Annotated in this window: 21 protein-coding genes and 1 riboswitch; of the genes, 9 read left to right on the forward strand and 12 right to left on the reverse strand. The window is 71.7% G+C overall.

The genetic code is table 11. The annotated features are described in order from the left end of the window. The 6 genes from AB0F18_RS26155 to AB0F18_RS26180 all read left to right on the forward strand — a co-directional run. Positions 1-1,847, forward strand: a 1,847-nt coding sequence (locus tag AB0F18_RS26155; RefSeq protein WP_362064702.1) for a choice-of-anchor A family protein, incomplete at its 5' end; no start/stop codon positions are given. Positions 1,848-1,984: 137 nt separating this feature from the next. Further along, complete coding sequence (locus AB0F18_RS26160) at positions 1,985-3,211, forward strand: Ig-like domain-containing protein (protein ID WP_362064758.1); 1,227 nt, start codon at positions 1,985-1,987, stop codon at positions 3,209-3,211. A gap of 86 nt (positions 3,212-3,297) precedes the next feature. Then, positions 3,298-4,065 carry an enoyl-CoA hydratase-related protein gene (locus AB0F18_RS26165; protein WP_362064704.1) on the forward strand — a complete coding sequence of 256 codons (768 nt, stop codon included), beginning with the start codon at positions 3,298-3,300 and terminating at the stop codon, positions 4,063-4,065. Positions 4,066-4,191: 126 nt separating this feature from the next. Then, on the forward strand, positions 4,192-4,800 hold the full coding sequence (locus AB0F18_RS26170) for an ATP-binding protein (RefSeq protein WP_362064706.1): 609 nt from the start codon (positions 4,192-4,194) through the stop codon (positions 4,798-4,800). Positions 4,801-5,192: 392 nt separating this feature from the next. After that, entirely contained in the window at positions 5,193-5,972 is a 780-nt protein-coding gene (locus AB0F18_RS26175) for a polysaccharide deacetylase family protein (RefSeq protein WP_362064708.1), read from the forward strand. Continuing rightward, positions 5,969-7,156, forward strand: coding sequence for a YncE family protein (locus AB0F18_RS26180; RefSeq protein WP_362064710.1), 1,188 nt, complete (start codon positions 5,969-5,971; stop codon positions 7,154-7,156). The genes AB0F18_RS26175 and AB0F18_RS26180 overlap by 4 nt, the downstream gene beginning before the upstream one ends. Positions 7,157-7,173: 17 nt before the next feature. Here AB0F18_RS26180 and AB0F18_RS26185 read toward each other — a convergent pair whose 3' ends face one another. Both AB0F18_RS26185 and AB0F18_RS26190 read right to left on the reverse strand, forming a co-directional pair. Next, the gene (locus tag AB0F18_RS26185) at positions 7,174-7,653 is read right to left on the reverse strand and encodes a nucleoside deaminase (RefSeq protein WP_362064712.1); all 480 of its coding nucleotides are present in this window, start codon (positions 7,651-7,653) and stop codon (positions 7,174-7,176) included. Further along, positions 7,650-8,462 carry an LLM class flavin-dependent oxidoreductase gene (locus AB0F18_RS26190; protein WP_362064714.1) on the reverse strand — a complete coding sequence of 271 codons (813 nt, stop codon included), beginning with the start codon at positions 8,460-8,462 and terminating at the stop codon, positions 7,650-7,652. Before AB0F18_RS26190 ends, AB0F18_RS26185 begins: the two co-directional genes overlap by 4 nt. Before the next feature lie 93 nt (positions 8,463-8,555). On the opposite strand from AB0F18_RS26190, the gene AB0F18_RS26195 reads away from it, so the two are divergent. Together AB0F18_RS26195 and AB0F18_RS26200 are read left to right on the forward strand one after the other, a co-directional pair. Continuing rightward, complete coding sequence (locus AB0F18_RS26195; RefSeq protein WP_362064716.1) at positions 8,556-9,002, forward strand: Lrp/AsnC family transcriptional regulator; 447 nt, start codon at positions 8,556-8,558, stop codon at positions 9,000-9,002. A gap of 115 nt (positions 9,003-9,117) precedes the next feature. Further along, positions 9,118-9,330: an EF-hand domain-containing protein gene (locus AB0F18_RS26200; RefSeq protein WP_362064760.1), complete on the forward strand. Its 213-nt coding sequence runs from the start codon at positions 9,118-9,120 to the stop codon at positions 9,328-9,330. A gap of 58 nt (positions 9,331-9,388) precedes the next feature. On the opposite strand, the gene AB0F18_RS26205 is transcribed toward AB0F18_RS26200, so the two are convergent. From AB0F18_RS26205 to AB0F18_RS26225, 5 genes are all read right to left on the reverse strand, one after another. Beyond that, the gene (locus tag AB0F18_RS26205) at positions 9,389-9,964 is read right to left on the reverse strand and encodes a PadR family transcriptional regulator (protein WP_362064718.1); all 576 of its coding nucleotides are present in this window, start codon (positions 9,962-9,964) and stop codon (positions 9,389-9,391) included. Positions 9,965-10,079: 115 nt separating this feature from the next. Next, the gene (locus AB0F18_RS26210) at positions 10,080-10,901 is read right to left on the reverse strand and encodes an ATP-binding cassette domain-containing protein (protein ID WP_362064720.1); all 822 of its coding nucleotides are present in this window, start codon (positions 10,899-10,901) and stop codon (positions 10,080-10,082) included. Further along, positions 10,898-11,647 (reverse strand): cobalt ECF transporter T component CbiQ, encoded by a 750-nt coding sequence (gene cbiQ, locus AB0F18_RS26215; RefSeq protein ID WP_362064722.1) that lies wholly within the window; start codon positions 11,645-11,647, stop codon positions 10,898-10,900. The genes AB0F18_RS26210 and cbiQ overlap by 4 nt, the downstream gene beginning before the upstream one ends. Before the next feature lie 3 nt (positions 11,648-11,650). After that, positions 11,651-11,998, reverse strand: coding sequence for an energy-coupling factor ABC transporter substrate-binding protein (locus AB0F18_RS26220; RefSeq protein WP_362064724.1), 348 nt, complete (start codon positions 11,996-11,998; stop codon positions 11,651-11,653). Continuing rightward, positions 11,998-12,696 (reverse strand): energy-coupling factor ABC transporter permease, encoded by a 699-nt coding sequence (locus AB0F18_RS26225; RefSeq protein WP_362064726.1) that lies wholly within the window; start codon positions 12,694-12,696, stop codon positions 11,998-12,000. The genes AB0F18_RS26220 and AB0F18_RS26225 overlap by 1 nt, the downstream gene beginning before the upstream one ends. Before the next feature lie 30 nt (positions 12,697-12,726). Then, positions 12,727-12,958: riboswitch (cobalamin riboswitch) on the reverse strand. A 91-nt stretch (positions 12,959-13,049) separates the two neighbouring features. On the opposite strand from AB0F18_RS26225, the gene AB0F18_RS26230 reads away from it, so the two are divergent. Next, the gene (locus tag AB0F18_RS26230; protein WP_362064728.1) at positions 13,050-13,760 is read left to right on the forward strand and encodes a flavodoxin family protein; all 711 of its coding nucleotides are present in this window, start codon (positions 13,050-13,052) and stop codon (positions 13,758-13,760) included. A gap of 14 nt (positions 13,761-13,774) precedes the next feature. On the opposite strand, the gene AB0F18_RS26235 is transcribed toward AB0F18_RS26230, so the two are convergent. The 5 genes from AB0F18_RS26235 to glyA all read right to left on the reverse strand — a co-directional run bounded on the left by AB0F18_RS26235 (position 13,775) and on the right by glyA (position 18,542). Continuing rightward, positions 13,775-14,293, reverse strand: a complete 519-nt coding sequence (locus AB0F18_RS26235) for a hypothetical protein (RefSeq protein ID WP_362064730.1) — start codon at positions 14,291-14,293, stop codon at positions 13,775-13,777. Positions 14,294-14,388: 95 nt separating this feature from the next. Then, the gene (locus AB0F18_RS26240) at positions 14,389-14,796 is read right to left on the reverse strand and encodes an SsgA family sporulation/cell division regulator (protein ID WP_362064732.1); all 408 of its coding nucleotides are present in this window, start codon (positions 14,794-14,796) and stop codon (positions 14,389-14,391) included. Positions 14,797-15,014: 218 nt separating this feature from the next. Further along, on the reverse strand, positions 15,015-16,397 hold the full coding sequence (locus AB0F18_RS26245) for an L-serine ammonia-lyase (RefSeq protein ID WP_362064734.1): 1,383 nt from the start codon (positions 16,395-16,397) through the stop codon (positions 15,015-15,017). A gap of 159 nt (positions 16,398-16,556) precedes the next feature. Continuing rightward, positions 16,557-17,180: a hypothetical protein gene (locus AB0F18_RS26250; RefSeq protein WP_362064736.1), complete on the reverse strand. Its 624-nt coding sequence runs from the start codon at positions 17,178-17,180 to the stop codon at positions 16,557-16,559. A 105-nt stretch (positions 17,181-17,285) separates the two neighbouring features. Beyond that, positions 17,286-18,542 (reverse strand): serine hydroxymethyltransferase, encoded by a 1,257-nt coding sequence (gene glyA / locus AB0F18_RS26255; protein ID WP_362064738.1) that lies wholly within the window; start codon positions 18,540-18,542, stop codon positions 17,286-17,288. Positions 18,543-18,546: the final 4 nt, after the last annotated feature.

An 18,546-nucleotide genomic window follows, 5' to 3' on the forward strand; every position in this document is an offset into this window, starting at 1 on the left:
GCCCCGGCACCGCCCCGCCGGCGGCCCGCGCCCTGCGCGCCCCGCTGCCCGGCGGCCTCGGTCCGTGCATCCCGGGCGGCACCGGCCCGAACCAGGGCTGCCCGCCCGTCTGGCCGGACCCGAACAACAGGGACTTCACCGGCCGGGACAACGGCATCAACGTCTTCGTCGGCGGCAACATGAGCGTGCGCCGCGGCGCCGCCGAGGCCGAGGGCAAGGTCGTCGTCCTCGGCGACTTCGACCTGAACAAGACCGCCGGCGTCTACAACGTGGGCATCGCCGGCGTCGGCTCCCGGGTCCCCCCGGCCGACGGCTCGGACTTCCTGACCACCGGCGAGGACATCACCGTCGCCGGCGGCCAGCGGCTCCTCGCCGACGGCGGCGTCGTCCGCTACGCGGGCACCCTCACCGGCACGGTGACCGGCACCCCCGTCCACGACGCGGACGCCACCTCCCCCTACCGGGCCCTGCGCGGACAGCTGACCGCCGCGAGCACCTGCTACGCCTACCCCCAGGGCGCCCCGCGCACCGCGACCGGCCGGGCCGTGTGGTCCGCGCAGGAGACCGTCTTCACCGGCGACGGCACCTCCATGCTCCAGGTCTTCAACGTGGACTTCGACCTCTCGGGCCCCGGCACCGCCCAGCAGACCGTCCGCTTCGCCGGCATCCCCGCCGGCGCCACCGTCCTGGTCAACGTCACCGGCCAGACCCGCGACCTGCGCGTCAACAACGTCCTGCTGCCGGCCGGGCTGCGCGAGCGCCTGCTGTGGAACTTCCCCGACGCGCAGGCGGTCGGCATCGCCGGCTCGGCCCAGCTCGGCGGCAGCGTCCTGATCGGCCCGGACGCCTCCGCCGCGACCGTGTCCGTCATCGGCCTGAACGGCCGCTTCTTCACCGCCGGCAACGTCACCCACACCAGCCCGACCGAGACCACGGGCCTCGGAGCGGAGTTCCACGCCTACCCCTTCGACGGAGACCTGCCCGAATGCGCCCCCACCCCGCCGGTGCGCGGCCGGGTGACGGTCCGGAAGGTCGACGAGCAGGGGCAGCCGCTGGCCGGCGCCCGCTTCGACCTGTGGCGCGAGAGCAACGGCGTCCCCGGCCTCCAGACGAACGGTCAGGACCCCGACACCAGGGTCGGCGGCGTCTGCGTGACCGACACCCAGGGCAGCTGCACCGTGGAACTGCCCGTCGGCGAGCGCTACTACTGGCGCGAGGTCGGCGTCCCGGACGGCTACGAGCGCCCCGCCGACCCCGTCACCGCCTTCGACCTGGACGAGGGTGACGTCGCCGAGGGCGTCGTCGTCACCATCCGCAACCAGCGCACGGACGTGGAGCACCCCGGCTCCATCACGGTCGTGAAGAAGGACGCCAAGACCCGGCACCCCCTGGCCGGCGGGGTGTTCCAGCTGTGGAAGGAGACCAACAACACCCAGGGCCTGCAGACCGGCGGCCCGTACCCCGACGAGCGGACCGGCGGGCCCTGCACCACCGGCGGGAACGGGGCCTGCGAGTTCGACGGGCTCGTCCCGGGCCTGTACTACCTCCAGGAGACGGCGGCCCCCGACGGCTACGCCCTGCCCACCGACCGGGTCACGGGCCCGCTGCGCCTGGAGGGGACAGCCGCCGACCGGCGGATCGTCGTCCCGGTCCTCAACAAGCGGGACGGGCACGGCAAGCCGGACCACCACAAGCCCGGCCACGACAAGCCGGGACACGGCGACCACGACGGTCCGCACGAGGGCCACGGCGAGCCCGGGCACGGCGAGCCCGGCCACGGCGAGCACGACGGCCACGGCATCCCGGGCCTCGGCGGCGACTGGCCCGCCACACGCGGCCGCGGCTGACGCGACGGCCGTCCGTCGCCGCAGTTGGGACGGAACGGTGACATGAACGTTTCTATTCGTAGTCTCCCCATGTGATTTCCTGTCGACAAGCGCGCGACTGTCCGTGCGCGGGGGACATGGGGAGAACACGAGTGAACGTGCAGCCGATACGCGGCCGCGTCCGCACCGGCCTGCCGGCCCTGCTGCTGGGCGCGGCCCTTCTGCTCACCACGGCGTGCAGCGGTGGCGGCGGGAACGCCGGCGGCGGTGGCGACAACGGCAAGCCCGGGGGCGGGAACGCCGCCAAGGCCAACACCGAGGCGTCGAAGGCCGTGGTCAGCGTCAAGCCGGACGACGGGGCCAAGGAGGTCGCCACCAGCGGCGTCCTGAAGGTCTCCAGCACCGGCGGCAAGCTGACCACGGTGACGGTCGCCGACACCAAGGGCAACGCGGTCGAGGGCAAGCTGGCAGCGGACGGCTCCAGCTGGGAGCCCGCCCGCAACCTGGCCTCCGCCACCGAGTACAAGGTGCACGCGGTCGCCAAGGACGAGGCCGGCCGGGAGTCCGCCAAGGACACCACCTTCACCACCCTCACCCCGCAGAACACCTTCGTCGGCCACTACACGCCCGAGGACGGTTCGACCGTCGGCGTGGGCATGCCGGTGTCGATCAACTTCACCCGCGGCATCACCAACACCGAGGCCGTGGAGAAGGCCATCACGGTCACCGCTGAGCCCTCCGTGCCGATCGAGGGCCACTGGTTCGGCAACGACCGCCTCGACTTCCGTCCCGAGAAGTACTGGGCCGCGGGCACCAAGGTCACCGTGAAGCTCGCCCTCGACGGCGTCGAGGGCCGCCCCGGCGTCTACGGCAAGCAGACCCGTACGGTCACCTTCACCATCGGCCGCTCCCAGGTCTCCACCGTCGACGCGACGGCGAAGACGATGGAGGTCGTCCGCGACAACCAGGTCATCAAGAACCTCCCGATCACGGCCGGTGCCCCCGCGACGACCACCTACAACGGGCAGATGGTCATCAGCGAGAAGTACAAGGTGACCCGGATGAACGGCGCCACCGTCGGCTTCGGCGGCGAGTACGACATCTCGGACGTCCCGCACGCGATGCGCCTGTCGAACTCCGGCACCTTCGTCCACGGCAACTACTGGGCCTCCTCCAGCACCTTCGGCTCGGAGAACGTCAGCCACGGCTGCGTCGGCCTGGAGGACGAGCGCGGCGCCGGCGACCCCAACACGCCCGCCGCCTGGTTCTTCAACGAGTCCCTGATCGGTGACGTGGTGGTCGTGAAGAACTCCAAGGACAAGCAGATCGCCCCGGACAACGGCCTCAACGGCTGGAACATGGACTGGGCGGAGTGGAAGAAGTAAGCGGATCGGACACCTGATCCGGTGGCCCGGTGCTGTGACCCACAGCACCGGGCCACTTCGCGTTAACCACCGCTAACCTTCCCCGTATGACCCTTTCTCTCGAAGTCTCCGAAGGCGTCGGCACCATCCGCCTGGACCGCCCGCCCATGAACGCCCTGGACATCGCCACCCAGGACCGGCTGCGCGAGCTCGCCGTGGAGGCGACCGACCGCGCCGACGTGCGCGCCGTGATCATCTACGGCGGGGAGAAGGTGTTCGCGGCCGGCGCGGACATCAAGGAGATGCAGACCATGGACCACGCGGCGATGGTCGCCCGGTCCCGCGCCCTGCAGGACGCCTTCACGGCCGTCGCCCGCATCCCCAAGCCCGTCGTCGCGGCCATCACCGGCTACGCCCTCGGCGGCGGCTGCGAGCTCGCGCTGTGCGCCGACTACCGGATCGCCGCCGACAACGCGAAGCTCGGCCAGCCGGAGATCCTGCTCGGCCTGATCCCGGGCGCGGGCGGCACCCAGCGGCTGTCCCGGCTGATCGGCCCCTCCAAGGCCAAGGACCTCATCTTCACGGGCCGGATGGTCAAGGCCGACGAGGCCCTCACCCTCGGTCTGGTGGACCGGGTCGTGCCCGCCGCCGAGGTGTACGAGCAGGCGCACGCCTGGGCCGCCAAGCTCGCCCAGGGCCCGGCGATCGCCCTGCGCGCGGCGAAGGAGTGCGTGGACGCCGGCCTGGAGGCCGACATCGACACCGGCCTGACCATCGAACGCAACTGGTTCGCGGGCCTGTTCGCCACCGAGGACCGCGAGCGCGGTATGCGCAGCTTCGTCGAAGAGGGCCCGGGCAAGGCGAAGTTCATGTGAGTGAACCCTTGCGGGTGGATTAGCGGGGCCTTAAGGGAGCCTTAAGGAGAAACGGTTGACCCACGCACAGTGATCAAGCCGCCTCGGATCGTCACCGCAGGTCAACGCCGCCCGGCTGGGCCTCGGTTGCCCGTCGCATATGCCAGTGCGCCCTCTCGGAATCCTCGATTCCGGGGGGCGTATTCCTGCGGAACGGCCCGGGCGGGCGCGGCGGCCGTCCATGATGGGTGCATGGCGGGCCTGGAGGGTGTGGAACAGCCGCGGCAGCGCGGCAGCGCGATGGCCGTACGGCTCACGGCGGCGGTGGAGGACGAACAGGGCTTCAAAGCGCTGGAGTTGTACGGGAACCCGGCGGAGGCGGAAGTGACCCTGCCGTCCATGCCGGAGTCCGCGAGCACGGCCCGCCGGCTCACGCAGAGCGTGGTGATCCGCTTCTGGGGGCTGTCGCCGCAGATCGCCGAGCACACCGTCCTGCTGGTCTCCGAGCTCGTCGGCAACGCGGTGCGCCACACCGGAGCCCGCTCCTTCGGGTTACGGATGCTGCGCCGCCGCGGCTGGATCCGCGTGGAGGTGCGCGACCCCTCGCGCGGGCTGCCCTGCCTGATGCCGGTCCACGAGCTGGACACCACCGGCCGGGGGCTCTTCCTCGTCGACAAGCTGTCCGACCGCTGGGGCGCCGACCTGCTGCCGCGCGGCAAGATCACCTGGTTCGAGATGCGGGTCGCGGACCGCTGACCGCCCGGGACCTCCCCGGAAACGCCAGAAACCCCCTGTCGCCGAGGTGGGGCGCTACGGGGGTTTCATGGGGCGCCGAGGACCGGTGGGGTGTGTGGCCCTCGGCGGGTGGACTTCGCTCGGGTCAAAGGGAAGCCGTGGTTCCGACTATGGCAGACGAGGGCCCAAACGCCAAAAGTCCCCACTCGGACATAAGTGTGCATATCATAAGAGTTTTCATCTAAATCTTAGGTGAGGTGGGCCACTCGCCTCGCATTCCATGAATGACTATCCACCGCTCTGCGTAAATCGTTGATCGCATAGCGGATGAAGGGGCTCCGGCCCGCCACTACCGAAGGTCCCAAAGGGGGTCAATCAATACCTTCGGGGGCGTTCGCCACTTAAATGGGCAGGTGCTCTGTTATCCAGACCGCCGTACTGCCCTGCGCGCCACGGCGGCGGTCGCCGCCGGTGCCCTCACCGCCGCCTGCGGCACGGGCGGCGCCGGCCCGTCGGCCCCCGGGCCCGTCCGGCCCGCCCCCGCCAAGCCCGCCCCGGCGGCCGCCCCCGCCCCCCGTCGGTTCCCCGGCCAGCCGGTCGAGATCGCGCACGGCCCGCGCGACCGGCCGAAGGTCGCGCTCACCTTCCACGGCAACGGGGACCCCGCCATTGCCCGCGCCGTGCTCGCCGAGGCGGAGAAGGCGGGCGCGAGGGTCACCGTCCTGGCCATCGGCACCTGGCTCGACGAGCACCCCGATATGGCCCGCCGGATCCTCGACGGCGGCCACGAGCTCGGCAACCACACCCAGCGCCACCTCGCGATCAACTCCCTGCCCGAGGCGGAGGCCGAGGCCGAGATCGCCGGCTGCGCCGAACGCCTCAAGCGCCTGACCGGCTCCATCGGCACCTGGTTCCGCCCCTCGCAGACCCAGTACGCCAGCCCGCTCGTCCAGAAGCTGGCCCAGCGGGCCGGCTACCCGCACGTCCTCTCGTACGACGTGGACTCCCTCGACTTCACCTCGCCCGGCGCGGCGGCCGTCATCCGCACCGTCACCGGGACGATCCACGGCGGATCGGTGGTGAGCCTGCACTTCGGCTACGCGGACACGGTCGACGCGATGCCGCCCCTCCTCGAAGAACTCGCGCGCCGCGAACTGCGCGCGGTGACCACCACGGAGCTGCTGACCCCATGACGACCACCCGCCTTCCCCGGAAGGCCATCGTGCTGCTGGCCGGTCTGGTCCTCGCCGCCCTGGCCGGCTGCGGATCGGCCGACAAGGCGCCCGCCGAGGCGCTCGGCTCCAAGGGACCGGCCGAACCCGTCAAAGCCGTACCGGCCGTGCCGCCGGGGCTGGCCGGGATGCCCCCGGTGCTCGATCCGGCCGACGTGTACGCGGCGGACCGGCCGAACAAGCTCTCCCCGGTGGTCAAGGGCTTCCCGTCGCGCGTCTACGTGCCGAACACCAACTCGAACACGGTGTCCGTCATCGACCCGGCCACCTACAAGGTCGTCGACACCATCCCGGTCGGCGTCCAGCCCCAGCACGTGGTGCCCTCGTGGGACATGAAGACCCTGTGGGTCAACAACAACCGCGGCCACACCCTCACCCCGATCAACCCGGCCACCGGGGAGGCGGGGGAGCCCGTCGAGGTGCACGACCCGTACAACCTGTACTTCACGCCCAACGGCAAGTACGCCATCGTGATGGCCTCCATGGACCGCGAGCTGGTCTTCCGCGACCCGCACACCATGGAGCGCGTCAAGACCGTCCCGGTGACCTGCTTCGGCGTCAACCACGCCGACTTCTCCCTCGACGGCCGCTACTTCATCGTCAGCTGCGAGTTCTCCGGCGAACTGCTCAAGGTCGACACGGAGAAGATGGAGGTCATCGGCCAGCAGAAGCTCCCCTTCGAGGGGGCCATGCCGCAGGACGTGAAGGTCTCCCCGGACGGGAAGACCTTCTACGTCGCCGACATGATGGCGCACGGCATGTGGGTGCTCAGCGGCGACAAGTTCGACACCCCCAAGCTGCTGCCCACGGGCAAGGGCTGCCACGGCCTGTACGTCAGCCGCGACTCCCGCGAGATGTACGTCTCCAACCGCGGCGAGGGCAGCATCTCCGTCTTCGACTTCAAGAAGAACCAGCTCACCAAGAAGTGGGAGCTGCCCGAGGGCGGCAGCCCCGACATGGGCGGGGTCTCCGCCGACGGCAAGGTGCTGTGGCTGTCCGGCCGTTACAACTCCGAGGTCTACGCGATCGACACCACCACCGGCAAGGAGCTGGCGAAGATCCCGGTCGGCAGCGGCCCCCACGGCCTGGCCGTGTACCCGCAGCCCGGCCGCTACTCCCTCGGACACACCGGCATCTTCCGCTAGGGCGTCGCGCAATTCGCCTATGGGGCGTGGGAGTTCACCGGGCCGTATCCGCCGATCGGCGGGTACGGCCCGTAGTAGGCGTTGAGGGGTGCGCGTGCCTCGTCGAGCAGGGCCGGGCCGTCCTGGGCCACTGACGGCCACTGGCCCGACTCCGGATTGAGTGCGACGAGCTGCTCGGTGGAGAGCGCGTACACGACCCGGCCGATGCCGGAGCGGACGATGGCGCCGCCGCACATGCCGCACGGCTGGCAGCTCGTGTACAGGGTGGTGCGGGCGGCCGTGTCCGTATCCAGCTCACGGGCCGCCCACCGGGCCAGCTTCAACTCCGGGTGGGCCGTGATGTCACCGTCCCGCCGGACCGTGTTGTGCGCTTCGGCGAGGACCGCCCCGTCCGGCCCGGCCAGCAGCGAGCCGTAGGGCGCGTCGCCCAGCTCCACCGCGCGCGCCGCGATACCGATGGCCTGCCGCAGCAGCGCCTCGTCGGCAGGGGTGATCACGACACCGTCCTCCACTGCTCGGCCACCGCGGTGAGCGCCCGCCACGCGGCCTCGGGCCGACGGGTCTGATCCGGGTCCCCGTGGTAGGGGTCGAGCACCACCGTCTGGGCGCCGAGTCCGCGAAGCTCCGCCAGATCACCCACGATCTGCTGCACGTCGCCGACACCGGCCGGCCGTTCGGCATCTTCGACCGGAGCATCGGTCAGCCGTAGCGCGATCCGCGGCGCGAACCCCGGCAACGCGTGGTCCGCGAGAACCGACCGCATCTGCGTCAGCGGAAGCCTCAGCGGATGCCAGGCGTCGCCGAACCTGACCGTCCGCCGGATCGCCGCCGCACTGTGCCCGCCGATCCACACCGCAGGCGCGGCGTGGTCCTCCGCCTTCCACACCTGCCGCATCACCCCCAGGTACTCGTCGGTCAGCCGGCCCCGCGCGCCGAACGGCACCCCGAGCGCGTCGAACTCCTGCCGCGCCCACCCGACCCCCACTCCGAGCACGAACCGCCCACCGCTGAGCCGTTGCAGGCTGCTCGCCATGCGTGCCGCCAGCAGCGGATGACGGTACGGCAGCACCAGCACGGTCGTGCCCAGCCCCAGCTCGCCACCAGTGATCCCGGCCAGCCAGGACAGCGTGGTGAACGGGTCGTAGAACGGCTCCGGATACCGCTCCGCCACATCCGGAGTGACGGCCACATGGTCCGACACCATCAGCAGGTCGAACCCGCTCCCCGCCACGACCCGCGCCCACTCGCGCAGCACGCCCGGGTCGGTCCCGGGCCCGAAGTTCGGTACGTTGACACCAAGTTGCATGCCCCGAGGTTATTGCGGTGATCCCCTTGCGGGGAACGTCATCTTCCCGGTAGTTCCGGCTGCCTGTAGCGAATCTCCCGGTAATATCGCGCCATGACCGTGAACCTCGACGACATCGACTGGGCGATCATCGAGCACCTGCAGCAGGAGGCCCGCATTTCCCTCAGCGAGCTGGGGCGCCGCGTCAGCCTCAGCCCGTCGGCCACCACCGAGCGGGTGCGGAATCTGGAGTCGTGGGGCGTCATCACCGGTTACCACGCCACCGTGGACCTGGCCAAGGTCGGCTACCCGGTGCTCGCCGTCGTCCGCCTGAAGTACCCCGGCAACCGCCACCAGCCACTGCACCATCTCCTCGCCGAACGCCGCGAAATCCTGGAGTGCCTGCGCACCACCGGCGACGACTGCTACACCCTGAAGGTCGCCGCGACCTCCATGGAGCACCTGGAGACGCTCATGGACGAACTGGCCGGCTTCGGCAGCACGACCACGAGCGTCGTCTACAGCCGGACACTGCCCTACCGAGGACCCAAGCAGCCCTGACCAACGGCCGACCGCCGCGCCCATGCCTGCCGGTCGAACGGGACCCATGGACGGGACCGGCCCCCGGTACGGCTACCCTGAGCCGGTCAACAAGCACCAGGAAGGGGTGGCCCCAGTGGCGGACATCGAGCAGGCCCGCGAGACGTTCAACCGGTTCGACGAGAACGGCGACGGCGTCATCACGGCCGACGAGTACAGCGCGGCCATGCGCGCGATGGGGGACGCGTTCGTCACCCCCGCGGTCGCCGACGCGATCATCGCCGCGAAGGACCTCAACGGCGACAAGCTGCTGAGCTTCGACGAGTTCTGGGCCGACCTGAACAAGTAAGGTCCCGCCCCGCGGGCGCCGCGCCCGCCTCCGCCCCGCCCGCCGGGGCGGGGGCGCGTCAGGTGCCGGCCGGGGCCCCGGGGCCCTCCGCGTCGAGGCTTGTCATGTCCTCGACCTCATTGAGGGCCTCCTCCAGCCAGCTCAGCCAGAAGCCCTCCAGGGCGATCCCTCCGTGCAGCACGAGCCGGCGCAGCCGGTCCTCGGCCGCGTCCCGCCCCGGCGGGAAGTCCTTCGCCTCGATGGCCTCGTACTCGGCCAACTGCGTCCGGTGCAGCTCCAGGTGCCGCCGCAGCTCCGGCCCGAGCCCCTGCGGCCCCACCACGGCCGCCGCCCGGATCCGCAGCAGCAGCGCGTCCCGCATCGGCTTGGGGTCCTGCCGCTCGTCCACCCACCGCGCCAGCTCCGCGCTGCCGTCGGGCAGCACCTCGTACTCCTTCTTCTGCCCCCGCACGGGCACCTCGCTGGGCAGCGCCCGGATCAGCCCCGCCTCCTCCAGCCGCCCCAGCTCCCGATAGATCTGCTGGTGCGTCGCGGACCAGAAGTAGCCGATCGACTTGTCGAACCGCCGGGTCAGCTCCAGCCCGGACGAGGGCTTCTCCAGCAGGGCGGTGAGAATGGCATGGGGCAGCGACATGCGGCCATCGTAGGCGCGGCCAACCGCCCCACCCCGGTGTGGGCAATCGTCCCGCAGGGCGGGACGGGTGGGCACACCGGACACCGCCCCGCAGGGCCGACCCCGCCCCCGGTGCTCAGCCCAGCGCACCCAGCGCCTCCGGTACCCGTGGCCCCGGGGCGTCCGCGCCGAGGAACCCGTGGGCCCGCAGGAAGGCCGTCACCGCCGGGGACCACGCCTGACGCAGGCCCGCCGAAGCCAACAGCTCCGGGTCCGACAGCAGGACCCCGGCCGGCCCCACCCGAACCCCCGCCGGAGTCAGCACGGCCGCGTCGTCGGCCCACCGCACCGCCAGGTCCACGTCATGGGTGGCCATCACCACCGTCGTCCCCGCCGCCCGCAGCCCCGCCAGGACGTCCAGCAGCCGTTCCTGCCCGTCCGGGTCCAGGCCCGCCGTCGGCTCGTCCAGGATCAGCACCCGCGGCGCCATCGCCACCGCGCCCGCGATCGCCGCGCGCTTGCGCTGCCCGTACGACAGCAGGTGCGTCGGGCGGTCGCGCAGCGCGGTGATGTCCAGCGCGGCCAGCGCGGAGTCCACCCGCTCGCGGACCTCCGCCTCCGGCAGGCCCAGGTTCATCGGGCCGAAGGACACGTCCTGCTCCACCGAGGCCGCGAAGAGCTGGTCGTCCGGGTCCTGCACCACCAGCTGGACGGTCGTGCGCAGCCGGGTCAGCCCCCGCCGGTCGTACGCCACCGCCGTGCCTTCCAGCCGCAGCACGCCCGAGCCGGGCCGCAGGCCCCCGCTCAGCAGCCGCATCAGGGTGGTCTTGCCGCTGCCGTTGCGGCCCAGCAGCACCAGCGCCCGCCCCTCGGTGATCGAGAAGTCCACGCCGGACAGCACGGCCGGCCCGTCCTCGTACGCGTACCCCGCGCCGACCAGTTCCACCAACGCGGTCACAGTCCCAGCTCCTTCAGTACGAGGGTCCCCGCGACCAGGCCGGCCGGCAGGGCGGCGGCGGCCGCCAGGAACCGCCAGGACAGCGGCGCCGGCGGGACCAGTACCCGCAGCGCGCCGTCGTAGCCGCGCCCCGCCAGGCCCTCCTGGAGCCGGGCGGCGCGGTCGAAGGCCCGGATGAACGAGGTCGCCGCGAGCCCGGCCACCGAACGCCACGCGGCCGCCCGGCTCGTCTGCCCGAGCCGGGCCGCCTGGGCCCGGCGGACCTGCGCCAGGGAGTCCAGCAGCAGGAACCCGATCCGGTACATGACCAGGGCCACGTCCACCACGGGCGCCGGCACCCCGGCCCGCACCAGCCGGGGCAGGACGTCCGAGACCGGTGTGGTGAAGGCGAACAGCAGCACCCCGAGCGAGGCGGCCGAGGTGCGCAGCAGCAGGTCCACCGCGTGCCGGGGCCCGTCCGGGGCCGGCGCGAGGAACCCGTCCGGGCCGCCCACCGAGACCAGCAGCGGCAGCGCCCCGGTGACGCAGAACCCCAGCGGGACCCGGAAGGCCCGCCACAGCTGCCGCCCGGCCACCCCGGCGGGCCCCAGCAGCACGGCCAGGGTGGCCGCGGCGACCAGCGGCCCGCCGGGCCACGGGGGCAGGCACACGGCGGTGACGGTCAGCCCGAACCCGAGCAGGGCCTTCTCCAGCGGATGCCGGCCGCGCCAGCGGCTGCCGTGCGCCGCCACGTCGATGGGCAGCACCGGCTACCGTTCCCGCGTGCTCTCGGCGGGGGCCTGCGCCTGGGCGAGGGCCTGCGCCGCGCCCTGGCGGCGGCCCCTGCGGACGCCGAAGTAGTAGGCGAGCACGCCCGCGCCCAGGGCGGCCTGGAGGGCGAACAGTGCGGACTCGACCTCGCCGGACGGCGGTTCGTACAGCGGGGAGAACCAGGGCTGGTAGTCCGGCTTGAGCTCGGTGATGGCCGACTCGGCCTGGGCGTCGGCGCCCGTGAACGGCTCCTCCTTGCCCTCGCCGAGCCCCAGCGCGAGCGGCAGCACGGCCAGCGCCGCCACCAGGAGCAGCAGCAGGGTGTTGATCTTGGCGTTCCTGGTCATCAGAGGGCCGCCTCCTGCTCGGTCCGCTTCTGCCCGGTCAGCTTCGCGACCCCGAGGCGGACCAGGTCGGACCTGCTCGACTGCATCAGCAGCCGCATCACGAGCACCGTCAGCAGTCCCTCGCTGACCGCGAGCGGGATCTGGGTGAGGGCGAAGATGCCCGCGAACTTCTCCAGGGAGCCGGTGAAGCCGCTGGACGGGTCGGGGAAGGCCAGCGCCAGCTGGACGGAGGTCACGCAGTAGGTGACCAGGTCGGCGAAGAAGGCGCCGGAGAAGACGGTCACCATCAGCGGCGCACCGGACTTCCGCAGCAGCTTGTAGACCGCGTACCCGGCCCAGGGCCCGGCGATGGCCATCGAGAAGACGTTGGCGCCGAGGGTGGTGAGGCCGCCGTGCGCCAGCAGCAGCGCCTGGAACAGCAGGGTGATCGTGCCGAGCACCGCCATGACGGGCGGCCGGAAGAGGATGGCGCCCAGTCCGGTTCCGGTGGGGTGCGAGCAACTGCCCGTCACCGAGGGGATCTTCAGTGCGGACAGGACGAACGTGAACGCCCCGGACGCCCCGAGCAGCAGGGTGCTCTCCGGGTGGGCCTTCACCTCGCGGGTCAGGGCGCGGACCCCGTGGAGGACGAACGGGGCGGACGCGGCGCCCCAGGCGGCCGCGTGCAGTGGGGGCAGGAACCCCTCGGCTATGTGCATGAGTTCGGGAGACCTCTCCAGCACCTCGTGGATGGACGTACGCGCCCCGGCCGGTCTCCTGGCTGACGGGTACTGCCGCCCCGGCTCCGCCTTCCCGGGCCCGAGCGGTCTCCCGCGCGGTCCCAGTGGCTTCCCGCGAGGGGGGTGGAGCCGGACTTCCCGATCACAGTGGCGAGGGCCGCACCGGTTTCCCACCGGTTTCCCGAACACCAAGGCCCGCTGACCCTAGTCGCACGCACGGACCGGTATCAAACCGGACCGATCCGGCCCATCGGAGGACATAATTCCGCTTCGGTCCCCCGGACGGCCGCCGGACGCTGGCGGGCCCGCCGGCCGGCCCGCAGGGTGGGGGAGTGGCCGACTACGACTACTCCGACCTCTCCGCCGTCTACGTCAACTGCACCCTCAAACGCTCGCCCGAGACCAGCAACACCGAGGGGCTGATCGCCAAGAGCCGTGCCGTCATGGAATCGGCCGGCGCCCGGACCTCCCTGATCCGCGCCGTGGACCACGACATCGCCACCGGCGTCTGGCCCGACATGACCGAACACGGGTGGGAGAGCGACCAGTGGCCGGTGCTCTACAGCCAGATCATGGACGCCGACATCCTCGTCCTGTGCGGCCCGATCTGGCTCGGCGACAACAGCTCGGTCATGAAGCAGGTCATCGAGCGGCTCTACTCCTGCTCCTCGCTGCTGAACGAGCACGGCCAGTACGCCTACTACGGGCGGGTCGGCGGGGCGCTGATCACCGGCAACGAGGACGGCGTCAAACACTGCGCCATGAACATCCTGTACAGCCTCCAGCACCTGGGCTACGCCGTCCCGCCGCAGGCCGACGCGGGCTGGATCGGCGAGGCCGGGCCCGGGCCCTCGTACCTGGACCCGGGCTCCGGCGGTCCCCAGAACGACTTCACCAACCGCAACACGGCGTTCATGTCCTGGAACCTGATGCACCTTGCGGCGCTCCTCAAGCGGGCGGGCGGCATCCCCGCCCACGGCAACCAGCGTTCCCTGTGGGACGCCGGCTGCCGTTTCGACTTCCCGAACCCGGAGCACCGCTAGGCAGTGCTCCCCTGTCAGCAGGTGTTCGGGTGCGCGACGTCCACCACGAACCGCTCGGGCGAGTGCAGGACGGAGGTGCTGTAGACGGGCGGGGTGTCGAAGGCGGCGCCGAAGGTCACGTACCCCTCGAAATCGCCGGTCAGGGCGAGGCCCTTGAGCTTGCTGAGGTAGATCTGCTGGAGCTTGGGGCCCTGGTAGACGTTGTTGCCCGCGTCGTCGTGACCGGCGGCGGGGTGCAGGCGGATCTCCAGGAAGTACTTCCCGGCCAGCGGGACGGGCTTGCCGGACCCGTCGTAGACCAGCTGGGAGACGGGAGTGACGGTGACCGGGGGCACGGAGCCCTCCAGGTCGATCACGACCCGGTCGAACGTGCAGTGACCGCCCCAGCGGGCGTTGACGACGAGCGGGGTGCTGCTGGAGCGGACGGCGGCCGGGGCGGCCGCCGAGGCCGGTGCGGCGAGCGCCAGCCCTGCGGTCAGCAGGGCACCCGTGGCCAGGGCCACGATCCGGCGGCGGTGCGGGTGGTGACGCATGGCGTCCCCCCGATCCTCTGAGACGGGGAAATGACTGTCATCCGGTACGACACTCCAGCGGCCCCCGTGGTTGCACGCGGCCCGCCCCCGCGTCCTCAGAACGTCAGCAGCGCGCTCAGCTCGGCGTCCAGGTCGTAGTGGCGCCGCTCCTGCCCGCGCGGGACCAGCTCGGTCATCCGCCGGCACAGCTCGCGCAGGTCCTTGGCCCGCGCGGAGACCACGCAGCCGCGCTCGCCGTTGCTGAGGGCCAGCAGGACGCGCGGCTCGGTGCCCGTCCAGCGCGGCCACACCTGTATGTCGCCCTCGCCGGTGGCGCAGGTCTGCCCGTCCATCAGCAGCTCCCGCGAGAACACCCAGCGGGCGATCGCGGTCCCGGCGCCCCGGAACTCGACGGAGACCTCGTAGGGCCGGTCCGTGCGGTAGACGAAGACACCTTCCAGGGGGACCGGCAGCGGTGCGGCCTCCAGCCGCAGCGGCAGGACACGGTGTTCGGTGATGGCCATGGCGGCTGCCTCTCTTCGCGGGGTCACTGCGCCCCCCGCAGCACGCTAGTGCACACGACGGGCGCCGCCCGGGGGCCGAAGGTCCCGACCCGGGCGGGCCGCTGGACCCCTTCTGCGCCGCTCGTACCCCCCGATCGCGCCGGGACGCACCCGGAGGCGCCCGGACGCACGGAGGGGCCCGGCGCACCCGCGCCGGGCCCCTCCTCACCGTGTCCGGATCAGCACTCGATGACGTTGACCGCGAGACCGCCGCGCGCGGTCTCCTTGTACTTGACCTTCATGTCGGCGCCGGTCTCCTTCATGGTCTTGATGACCTTGTCCAGGGAGACCTTGTGGCTGCCGTCGCCGCGCATCGCCATCCGCGCCGCCGTGACGGCCTTGACCGCCGCCATGCCGTTGCGCTCGATGCACGGGATCTGCACCAGGCCGCCGACCGGGTCGCAGGTCAGGCCCAGGTTGTGCTCCATGCCGATCTCGGCCGCGTTCTCCACCTGCTCCGGGGAGCCGCCCAGCACCTCGGCCAGGGCGCCCGCCGCCATGGAGCAGGCGGAGCCGACCTCGCCCTGGCAGCCGACCTCGGCGCCCGAGATGGAGGCGTTCTCCTTGAAGAGCATGCCGATCGCGCCCGCGGCCAGCAGGAAGCGCACCACGCCGTCCTCGTCCGCGCCGGGCACGAAGTTCATGTAGTAGTGCAGGACGGCCGGCAGGACGCCCGCCGCGCCGTTGGTCGGGGCGGTCACCACGCGGCCGCCCGCCGCGTTCTCCTCGTTGACCGCCATGGCGTAGATCGTCGTCCACTCGCTGCGGTGCATCATCGGGTCGCCCTCGGTGCGCAGCTGGCGCGCCGTGGAGGCGGCCCGGCGCTTGACGCGCAGCCCGCCCGGGAGGATGCCCTCGCGGGACATGCCGCGCGAGACGCAGGACTGCATGACCCGCCAGATCTCCAGGAGGCCCTCGCGGATCTCCTCCTCCGTGCGCCAGGCCTTCTCGTTCTCCATCATCAGGGAGGAGATCGACAGGCCGGTCTCGTCGGCGAGGCGGAGCATCTCGTCGCCGGAGCGGAAGGGGTACTTCAGCACGGTGTCGTCGAGCTTGATCCGGTCCTCGCCGACCGCGTCCTCGTCCACGACGAAGCCGCCGCCGACCGAGTAGTACGTCTTCTCCAGCAGCGGGGCGCCGGAGGCGTCGTAGGCGAAGAGGGTCATGCCGTTCGCGTGGTAGGGCAGCGAGCGGCGGCGGTGCAGGATCAGCTGGTTCGGCTCGTCGAAGTCGATCTCGTGGACATCGCCTATCTCCGCGCCGAGGAGCCGCAGCTTCCCGCTCTTGCGGATGCGCTCGACCTCGGCGTCGGCGGTCTCGACGTCGACCGTGCGCGGGGAGTGGCCCTCCAGGCCGAGCAGGACCGCCTTGGGGGTGCCGTGGCCGTGGCCGGTGGCGCCGAGGGAGCCGAACAGCTCCGCCCGTACGGACGCGGTCTGGGCGAGGACGCCGTCCTTCTTCAGGCGGGACACGAACATGCGCGCCGCGCGCATCGGGCCGACCGTGTGGGAGGAGGAGGGGCCGATACCGATGGAGAAGAGATCGAAGACGGAGATGGCCACTGGCGGACTCCCTTGTCGGCTCGTGGGGTGGAGAAAGGGCAGGGGTGGTGGAGCGGGGGTGGAGCGGGGGGGATGGTGGTACGGGGTGGATCTGCGGATTTTGTCCGGCAGACGAGCCTAACGCGTGGAGATGAACGGTCCGTCTCCCGGACGGGTCGTTCAGACGTGAGCCGGCTCGCCTTCCGGTGTCCGGGCGGGCTCCGCCGGAGCCTCCGGGACGGGATCGGGGCCGGTCAGACCGGCCAGGTGGGCCCGTACACCGGCGCGGACGGCCCAGTGGTACGTGACGAGGGCTATGGCGGCCACCAGGGCGATGCCCACGCCCCCGGGGAGCAGGCCGCGCCCGCCGAAGCCGGCGGAGCCGAGGAAGGACAGCAGGGACAGGGCGCCCAGGAAGAAGACGATCCACCAGGCGGGGGCGAACTGCCGGCCCAGGTCCCGGTGGCCCTCGCGGGCCAGGACCAGCGCGGCGGCCGGGGCCGCCGGCAGGGTGAGGGCGGTGACGACGCCGGTGTTCGGCCACTTCGACCAGTACAGCGCGCAGACCGCGAAGACGAAGGTCAGCGGGCACAGCACCCCGGCGGCCGGGAGCCGGAAGGGGCGGGGCAAGGCGGGCCTGGTGCGGCGGAAGACGCCCACCGCGACCGGGCCGATCAGGTACGAGATCACCATCGCGGCCGAGATGACCGGGGCCAGGGTCTTCCAGCTGTGGCCGACGGTGACCAGGAGCAGCACGGAGAAGCCCAGGTTCAGCCACATCGCCGGGCGGGCGGTGCCGTACACGGGATGGGTCTCCTTGAGCCGCCGCTCATGTCCATGGGTGCGTGTCCGTCCTGAAAAGGGCCCGGCCCTGTGCAACACAAGGCCGGGCCCCCTCCGGGCCCGTGACTAGAGCGACGGGTACAGCGGGAACTTCGCGGCGAGCGCGGAGACGCGCGCCTTGAGGTCGTCCGCGTCGAACGACGGCTTCAGGGCCTGCGCGATGATCTCGGCGACCTCGCGGAAGTCCTCGGCGCCGAAGCCGCGGGTGGCCAGCGCCGGCGTACCGATGCGCAGACCCGAGGTGACCATCGGCGGGCGCGGGTCGTTCGGGATGGCGTTCCGGTTGACCGTGATGCCGATCTCGTGGAGCCGGTCCTCGGCCTGCTGGCCGTCCAGCTCGGAGTTGCGCAGGTCGACCAGGACCAGGTGCACGTCGGTGCCGCCGGAGAGGACGGAGACGCCCACCTCGGTGACGTCCTGCTGCACCAGGCGCTCGGCGATGATCTTCGCGCCCTCCAGGGTGCGCTCCTGGCGCTCCTTGAACTCGGGCGAGGCCGCGACCTTGAAGGAGACGGCCTTGGCCGCGATCACGTGCTCCAGCGGACCGCCCTGCTGGCCCGGGAAGACCGCGGAGTTGATCTTCTTGGCCAGCTCCTGCGTCGACAGGATGACACCGCCGCGCGGACCGCCGAGGGTCTTGTGCGTGGTGGTGGTGACCACGTGGGCGTGCGGCACCGGGTTCGGGTGCAGACCCGCGGCGACCAGACCCGCGAAGTGGGCCATGTCGACCATCAGGTACGCGCCGACCTCGTCCGCGATCCGGCGGAACGCGGCGAAGTCCAGCTGGCGCGGGTAGGCGGACCAGCCGGCGACGATCAGCTGCGGCTTGGACTCCTTGGCGAGGCGCTCGACCTCGGCCATGTCGACCTGGCCGGTCTCGTCGACGTGGTACGGGACCACGTTGTAGAGCTTGCCGGAGAAGTTGATCTTCATGCCGTGGGTCAGGTGACCGCCGTGGGCCAGGTTCAGGCCCATGATCGTGTCGCCCGGCTTCAGCAGCGCGAACATCGCGGCGGCGTTGGCCTGCGCACCGGAGTGCGGCTGGACGTTCGCGGCCTCGGCGCCGAACAGCGCCTTGATGCGGTCGATCGCGATCTGCTCGACCACGTCGACGTGCTCGCAGCCGCCGTAGTAGCGGCGGCCCGGGTAGCCCTCGGCGTACTTGTTGGTCAGGACCGAGCCCTGGGCCTCCATGACGGCGACCGGAGCGAAGTTCTCCGACGCGATCATTTCCAGGGTCGACTGCTGGCGCACGAGCTCGGCGTCGACGGCGGCGGCGACGTCGGGGTCGAGCTCGTGGAGGGGGGTGTTCAGAACGGACATCAGG

This window comes from Streptomyces sp. NPDC029216, assembly GCF_040648015.1.
Classification (GTDB): Bacteria; Actinomycetota; Actinomycetes; order Streptomycetales; family Streptomycetaceae; genus Streptomyces.